The sequence below is a fragment of the Bordetella sp. 02P26C-1 genome, assembly GCF_009763255.1.
Classification (GTDB): domain Bacteria; phylum Pseudomonadota; class Gammaproteobacteria; order Burkholderiales; family Burkholderiaceae_B; genus Bordetella_A.
The window spans coordinates 133,946-141,113 of record NZ_WSJB01000025.1 but is presented as its reverse complement, the minus strand read 5'-3'; the positions used below and the strand labels follow the sequence as shown (position 1 = coordinate 141,113).

The window sequence follows — 7,168 nt, the reverse complement described above, 5'->3', positions numbered from 1 at the left end:
GAAATATTAACACACTTTTTAAATTCGGTGCAACTAGATCTCTAATAATCATCGTCGCGGAATTTACTGCGTTATCACTTCGGCCCCACCGCCTGAACCCGTTAATTCGTGTTCGAGCAGCGAAGGAACGAGACTATACACGAATTTTGAGGCCTGTGGCAAATCGGACGAAAAACTTCAATATTTCTTCTGCTGGGTGCGTAAGACGCGGGATCGGCCGTTCATTGCTCGCAGCGCTACGCCAACACGGCGCCTTTAATCTCGCTGCGCCAGCTCTATGCTGTGTAGACATCAGCGCAATATGCGTACGTTCGCTATATATGTATATATAGATACGTATCTATCAGGGACGGCCGTTCCGCCACCGTTTACTATTCCAACTGCTTCCACGTTACCTGCTGAGTCCATGACAGAAGATATTCTCATCAACGTCACGCCTTTCGAAACGCGTGTTGCCCTGGTCGAACAAGGCGCAGTTCAGGAGCTCCATGTAGAGCGCAGTATCCAGCGGGGCCATGTCGGGAATATTTATCTTGGGCGGGTCGTCCGGGTGTTGCCGGGGATGCAGAGTGCCTTTGTTGACATTGGCCTGGAGCGCGCGGCGTTTATCCATATTGCGGATCTGAGAGAGAACCGTAGCGAGCGTAGCCAGGGGCTGACACCCACGCCAATCGAAAAGCTGCTTTTCGAAGGGCAGACCTTGATGGTGCAGGTGATCAAGGATCCGCTGGGCACCAAGGGGGCACGGCTTTCCACGCAAATCAGTATCGCCGGGCGCATGCTGGTGTATCTGCCGCATGATCCGCATATCGGCATTTCGCAGAAGATCGATTCCGAGGCAGAACGCAATCAGTTGCGCGAACGGCTGCAGGCGCTGATCCCCGAGGAAGAAAAAGGTGGGTTGATTGTGCGCACGCAGGCGGAGGGCGCAACCGATGCTGAGCTGAGCGCGGACCTGGACTATTTGCGCAAACTTTGGAGCTCGGTACAGGCGGCGGCGCGTACGCAGCCTGCCCCTGCCCTGCTACATCGGGACCTGACGCTGGAGCAGCGCGTACTGCGCGACATGGTGGGCCCGCAGACGAATCGTATTCTGGTGGATTCCCGCAGTACAACCTCGGCGCTGAAGGAATGGGCGCAGCTCTATACGCCTTCGGTGGCGGATCGGATTCAACACTATAGTGGAGAACGTCCGCTATTCGACATGGCAAATGTGGACACGGAGATCGCGCGGGCGCTGTCGCGGCGTGTGGATCTTAAGTCGGGTGGCTATCTGATCATCGACCAGACCGAGGCGCTAACGACGGTGGACGTGAATACGGGCGGCTTTGTCGGTGGTAGGAATTTCGACGACACGATCTTCAAAACCAATCTGGAGGCGGCACAGGCTATCGCGCGCCAATTGCGCCTGCGCAATCTGGGTGGGATTGTGATCCTGGACTTTATCGATATGGAAGACCAGGAGCACCGCGATACGGTGCTGGCCGAGCTGAAAAAAGCGCTCTCTCGTGACCGCACCCGGATGACGGTGAATGGCTTTACGCAGCTAGGCCTGGTGGAAATGACGCGTAAACGCACCCGGGATTCCTTAGCGCATCAACTATGCGAACCTTGCCCGACCTGTGAATCGCGCGGCCATGTGCGGACAGCGCGCACGGTGTGCTATGAAATTCTGCGGGAAATTTTGCGCGAGGCGCGTCAATTCAACCCGCGTGAGTTCCGCATACTGGCCTCACAGCAGGTGGTGGATCTGCTACTGGAGGAAGAGAGTCAGCACCTCGCGATGCTGGGTGATTTTGTCGGCAAGCCGGTTTCGCTGGAGGTGGAGACCGCTTACTCGCAGGAGCAATACGACATCATATTAGTTTGAATGTCGGAAGCGGCGCTGCTTTTCAATGTCTCTGAACGGAAAGGCAGCGAAGTCTGCGCGGGACAGGCGTAGGCGTCCACGCACGTCGCTGCAGACCCGGATGAAAAGCGCCCCCACACGTAAATAGGCCCCAAATAAAAAGCGCCAGCGAGTGGAAAGTCGCTGGCGCTTGATTCACCGCTCTTCAAAACGGCGTCAGTCTTCGCGGAACTGCATGTTATAGAGCGAGGCGTAAAGCCCGTTGATGGCAAGCAGTTCGGCGTGAGCACCCTGCTCTACGATGCGGCCTTCGTCGAGCACGATGATGCGGTCAGCGTTTTGCACCGTCGAGAGACGGTGGGCGATGACCAGGGTGCTGCGGCCCTTCATCAAGCGTTCGAGCGACGCTTGGACCTGGCGCTCGGACTCGTTATCCAGGGCGGAGGTGGCTTCGTCCAGGATGAGGATGGGCGCGTTCTTGATCAGGGCACGTGCAATGGCCAGTCGTTGGCGCTGGCCACCCGACAGGCGCGCGGCGTTTTCACCCACGGGGGTGTGGATACCTTGAGGCAGGCGCTCTACGAATTCGAGCAGATTGGCGGCTTCGAGGGCGTCGCGTATTTGTTGATCGCTCGCCTCGCCCAAAACACCGTAGCCCACGTTGGCCGCGATCGTGTCGTCAAACAGAACGACGTCCTGGCTGACCAAGGATAAGTGCGAACGCAGGCTGCGCAGCGTCAGATCATTGATCGGCACATCGTCGATGAGAATTGAGCCGGTGTCGGGAAGCACGAAGCGCGGCAGCATATTGGCGAGCGTCGTCTTGCCACTGCCCGAACGCCCGACTAAGGCGACGGTCTGGCCGGGCTCTATCCGGAATGACACATCGTGCAGGGTATCGCGCTGCGCATCGGGGAATCGGTGCGTGACGTCACGGAACTCCACCCGGCCACGGACTGGCTCGGGTAGAGTGCGTTTACCAGTATCAGCTTCGGGTTCCTGATCGATCAGGGTGAACACGCTCTCGGCGGAGACCAGCATTTTCTGCATTTTGCCGGCGAGGTTGGTCAAGCGTTTGATCGGATCGAAGATTTGGGCGAGTGCGGCCATGAAGGACGCAAAGCTGCCGACGGTCAGCGTGCCGTTATTGGCCTGGCTGAGGGCCACGGCGATGATCGCCCCCACGGAAATCGAGATGCAGACCTGGGTCAACGGCGTCATGGCGGCGTCCGCCGTGGCGGTGCGCATGGCAAAACGACGCAGGCGGGCATTAACGAAAGCGAAACGGCCGCGCTCGGCTTCGTAACCGTCGAACAGCTTGATGACGCGCTGACCGTTGATGCCCTCGCTCGCCACGCGAGTGAGCTCGGCGTTCATGTTGACGGTTTCGCGGTTGATGCGGCGCAGGCGACGGATAAAGACGCGGGCGATCAGGACCGAGACGGGCAGCATGACCAGAATGATCAGCGTGAGCATCCACGACATGTAGAGCAAGACGCAAATCAGCGCGATAACGACCAGCGTTTCGCGAACCAGCACCGTGATCACGTCGGTGGCATAGCCAGTGACGTTGCCCGCGTCGATGGTGAACCGGTTGAGCAACCTGCCGGTGTCGCCGCGTTTAAAGTCGGAGTCGGGCAGACCGAGCAAACGCTCGAACATGTCGCGCCGCATTCCCAACAGGACGTTGTTGGCCACCCAGGCCAGCAAGTAGTCGCTGAAGAAATTACAAACGCCTCTTAGAAAGATCAGACCGATTACGGCTAATGGAATGGCCCAGACGTAGTACGGACGGGTGCCGGTGAAGCCGTCGTCGAGCAGGGGCTTCATGATAATGGCCAGCGTGGGCTGCGTGGCGGCGGCGCCCGCCATGAGCAGAATGGCCAGCAACAGGCCTTTCCAGTAGGAGCCGACGCGGCTATAGACGCGTTTCCATAGCTCGGCCTTCACGGGATGTGATCCGGCAGGAGCGTGACGTGAAGCAGAATTCAAGGAGGACTCGCTTTAATACAATTATGCTTGGGATTGTACCGTTCACCCGCGTTGACCGAGGAACCGCAGTTTGTCCACATCTAACACCGCCTGCCTGTATGTCCGCCTGCCTAACTGGGTGGGTGACGTTTGTATGAGCTTGCCGAGCCTGGCGTTGGCGGGGTCCACGGGACTGCAGCTGGTGGTGTGCGCCCGGCCGTGGGCGCGCGATCTGTTGGCGGGCGTTCCGATGCAGGATTTCATTCCGATGCGGGGGAAATGGCGCGAAGATAGCCGGGCGGTGCGGGAGCACCGACGCAAGACGGGCATCAAGCAATGCTACGGGCTGACGCTGCCTGATTCGCTCTCGAGCGCTGCGGTTTTTCGGCTGGCGGGCGTGCCCACTGCGGGATACCGGGACGATGGGCGCAGCTTGTTGCTGCGATGGCCAGTGTCGAAGCCGACGCAGCGGCTGCATGCGGTGGAGTCGTGGTACTACCTGACCCGGCAAGCGCTGTCCGCGTGGGGGTTGCCTGCAGGGTCCGAGCATCCGCCCAAAACCTTGGATTTGCCTATCACGCAGGCGCATCAGGAAGCTGCCGACACCATGTTGCGGCAGGCAGGTTTAACGGACGCCCCATTTGTACTGATCGCGCCTACCGCCACGGGGTTACATAAGGGGCGGGTCAAAGTATGGCCACATTTCGACGCATTAACGCGGGGCTTGCAAGCGAGTGGGCATACCGTGGTAATGTGCCCTCCTCCGTCCGAGGTGGAGGAATCGCGGCGCAATGCTCCAACGGCTCAACTGTTGCCATCCGTGTCGCTTGGGGTGTTTGCCGCGCTGACCCGGCGCGCCGCTTTGGTGGTGTGCAATGATTCGGGAGTGTCGCATGTCGCAGCGGCCGCCGAGGCCCGCCAGTTGACGTTATTCGGCGTGACGAACCCGGAACGCACGGGGCCCTGGGCATCGCGCGCTATATGTATGGGCGCCGAAGGCGCTTGGCCTGCTGCCAACGAGGTGGAACAAGAAGTCCGCCGCCTGCTTTGACCCCGTCTGACGGGATTAATCCATGACTGTAACGAATTACCTGGCAAACCTGATCATTCCGCAAAATCTCTGCATTGCCCTTCTCGTGGTTGGTCTTGTGTTGGGGCTGTTTCGCCTACGCAAGACGGGCGCGGCGGTGGCGGCGGCAGGGATAATTTGGGTCGCGGCCTGGTCCCTGCCCGTCACCTCGCTGTGGCTGGGCGGATCGCTGGAGGCGCGATATCCGCATGTGGCGGCAGCTGAGCTGCCTACGGCTGACGCTATTGTGGTGTTAGGGGGTAATACCGCGAACGGGCGGGCAAACTGGTTTCTGCCGTACGACAAGGACACCGCCATCGTGCGTGTGGATACGGCACTGGACCTCTACCGCGCGGGTCGTGCGCCAAAAATTGTGCTTTCCGGTGGGGCGCTGGAGGGCGATGTCAGCGAAGCGCGCGGCATGGCCCATGTACTGAAGCAGCAAGGCGTGCCGGATACGGCGCTGCTGCTTGAAAACGCCAGCCGTACTACCTATGAGAACGCGACGCAGACTGAGGAAGAGCTCAAGGAACACGGGGTCAGGCAAGTGCTGTTGGTGACCTCCGCACTTCATATGCCGCGCGCCATGGCGGCGTTTTCCAAGCAAGGAATTCCGGCGATCCCGGCATCGACGCCTCCGCAGATCGTGTTGCCGGCGGATGGCTCCGTGTCGCCTTGGATGCCGCATATGCGTACGCTGGAAGCCAGCCGCAGCATCATCAAGGAATATGCCGGGCTGCTCGTGTATTGGCTGCGCGGTTGGGTGTGAGGATGGTCAGCGTTGTGGAATGCCGACCTGATTGCGGGGCTTGTTGTACCGCGCCATCGATTTCGAGCGCGATTCCGGGCATGCCTGGGGGTAAGCCGGCGGGCACGCCTTGTGTTCAACTGGATGAGGCCAAGCGGTGCCGGATATTCGGGCAACCCGACAGGCCGTCATGCTGTTCGGGGCTGCAGCCGTCGCTGGAAATGTGCGGCCAGAGTCGTGAAGAAGCGATGGTCTGGCTGACACGATTGGAACGGGAAACGGCGCCGGCTTAGCGCCTTGGTGAAGTCGGGGGTTAGTTCCGCGTCGCCAGTGTCACAGCCGATCTGCTAGTTTCCGCGCAAGGCTTGACCGTAGACCTCAAGCGTGGCGGCGGCAAAGCGCGCCAGCCCGAATTGCTCAACCGCGGTGCGGCGAGCGGCGGCGCCCATTTGTGCGACACGCGCCGGGTCCTGCAGCATCCAGCGCAGCCGCTCAGCGATCGCGGCCGTATCCCGCACGGGAACGATCCAGCCATCATGGCCGTCGGTCACATTTTCCGGTAAGCCGCCGGCGTTGCTGACCAACGCTGGCAGACCGAGGGACATGACTTCTCGACAGGCGTAGGAAAGCGCCTCGCGGTAAGAAAGCACAAACCCGACGTGGCAGCAGGCCAGTGCGTCGCGCACATCGTCCAACAACCCGGGGAAAACCACTTGGTCTTGCATGCCAGCGGCTTTTACGCGGGCGCGCTTGTCGTCGTTGGGCAGGTCGCCTGCGACCAGGATCCGGATACGGCTGCGTAGTGCTGGTGGTAAGGTGCCAGCCGCGCTGACGAGGTCGAGCCAGCCTTTGTCATAGTCGGTGCCGCCCGCACTGCCAAACAGCAGGCAATCTTGCCAGCCCGGCCCGAAATACTGGTCTTTCAAAGCACGAATGCGCTCGCTGGCAGACACGGATGAATCGGCTGAGGCATTCAACCGCCCACTCGCCTCATCGCCGGCTACAGCAAGTGGAGCGAAGTAATCCGTGTCGATACCATGCCGGATCGTCGTAATGGGCAACCGCTGGTAGGGTGATGCGAGAAGCATATCTCGGACATAGTCGCTAACCGCAATCACGTGATCCGTCGCGAGTGCCGCGCGCAAGCGGTGTCCCCAGGACTGCAGCGGGTGGTCGTTATGTTTGGTGAACACCACGCGTGGCCGATGGCGCAGCCCGATCAGGGCCAGCATCACCTGTTTGTGGTCAGCCGATCCATTGACGTGGATGATGTCGTAACGCTCTTGGGCGATCAAGCGACGCAAGGCCGCGCGTTCGCCGAACCAGGATGACGGGCGCGTGGAAAAGCGCATGCCGATGGCGCGCACGCCGGGTATGGCGCTGACGTAGCGAAAGAGTCTGCTGGTGTCCGGCGTGGCCACGCTGATGTCGTGGTCGCCGGCATAGGCGCGCGCCAAACTGGTGACGTAGGTGGCGTGACCGCCGCCGTTACGCGGGTGAAAATTGGTGTAGAGGATTTTCACGGAATCGG

Annotated in this window: 6 protein-coding genes; 4 read left to right on the top strand and 2 right to left on the bottom strand. The window is 60.3% G+C overall.

Annotated features, from left to right (window positions below):
* Nucleotides 1-406: 406 nt before the first annotated feature.
* Complete coding sequence (gene rng / locus GOQ28_RS15550; protein WP_160357115.1) at nt 407-1,870, top strand: ribonuclease G; 1,464 nt, start codon at nt 407-409, stop codon at nt 1,868-1,870.
* Nucleotides 1,871-2,065: 195 nt separating this feature from the next.
* Here the strand turns inward: rng and msbA are convergent, their stop codons facing one another.
* Nucleotides 2,066-3,841 carry a lipid A export permease/ATP-binding protein MsbA gene (gene msbA, locus GOQ28_RS15545; RefSeq protein WP_160351174.1) on the bottom strand — a complete coding sequence of 592 codons (1,776 nt, stop codon included), beginning with the start codon at nt 3,839-3,841 and terminating at the stop codon, nt 2,066-2,068.
* Nucleotides 3,842-3,974: 133 nt separating this feature from the next.
* On the opposite strand from msbA, the gene GOQ28_RS15540 reads away from it, so the two are divergent.
* The 3 genes from GOQ28_RS15540 to GOQ28_RS18665 are packed head-to-tail and all read left to right on the top strand — an operon-like array spanning nt 3,975 to nt 5,930.
* Complete coding sequence (locus GOQ28_RS15540; protein WP_160351176.1) at nt 3,975-4,871, top strand: glycosyltransferase family 9 protein; 897 nt, start codon at nt 3,975-3,977, stop codon at nt 4,869-4,871.
* 22 nt (nt 4,872-4,893) lie between these two features.
* Nucleotides 4,894-5,658 (top strand): YdcF family protein, encoded by a 765-nt coding sequence (locus GOQ28_RS15535; RefSeq protein WP_160357114.1) that lies wholly within the window; start codon nt 4,894-4,896, stop codon nt 5,656-5,658.
* Nucleotides 5,659-5,660: 2 nt separating this feature from the next.
* Nucleotides 5,661-5,930, top strand: coding sequence for a YkgJ family cysteine cluster protein (locus tag GOQ28_RS18665; protein WP_236844384.1), 270 nt, complete (start codon nt 5,661-5,663; stop codon nt 5,928-5,930).
* Between the two features lie 54 nt (nt 5,931-5,984).
* Here GOQ28_RS18665 and GOQ28_RS15530 read toward each other — a convergent pair whose 3' ends face one another.
* Nucleotides 5,985-7,160: a glycosyltransferase gene (locus tag GOQ28_RS15530; protein ID WP_160351172.1), complete on the bottom strand. Its 1,176-nt coding sequence runs from the start codon at nt 7,158-7,160 to the stop codon at nt 5,985-5,987.
* Nucleotides 7,161-7,168 lie beyond the last annotated feature (8 nt).

Excerpts from the sequence above, each read along its gene's own strand:
- rng (WP_160357115.1), top strand. The coding sequence starts at position 407 with ATGACAGAAGATATTCTCATCAACGTCACGCCTTTCGAAACGCGTGTT.
- GOQ28_RS18665 (WP_236844384.1), top strand. The coding sequence starts at position 5,661 with ATGGTCAGCGTTGTGGAATGCCGACCTGATTGCGGGGCTTGTTGTACC.
- GOQ28_RS15535 (WP_160357114.1), top strand. The coding sequence starts at position 4,894 with ATGACTGTAACGAATTACCTGGCAAACCTGATCATTCCGCAAAATCTC.
- GOQ28_RS15540 (WP_160351176.1), top strand. The coding sequence starts at position 3,975 with ATGAGCTTGCCGAGCCTGGCGTTGGCGGGGTCCACGGGACTGCAGCTG.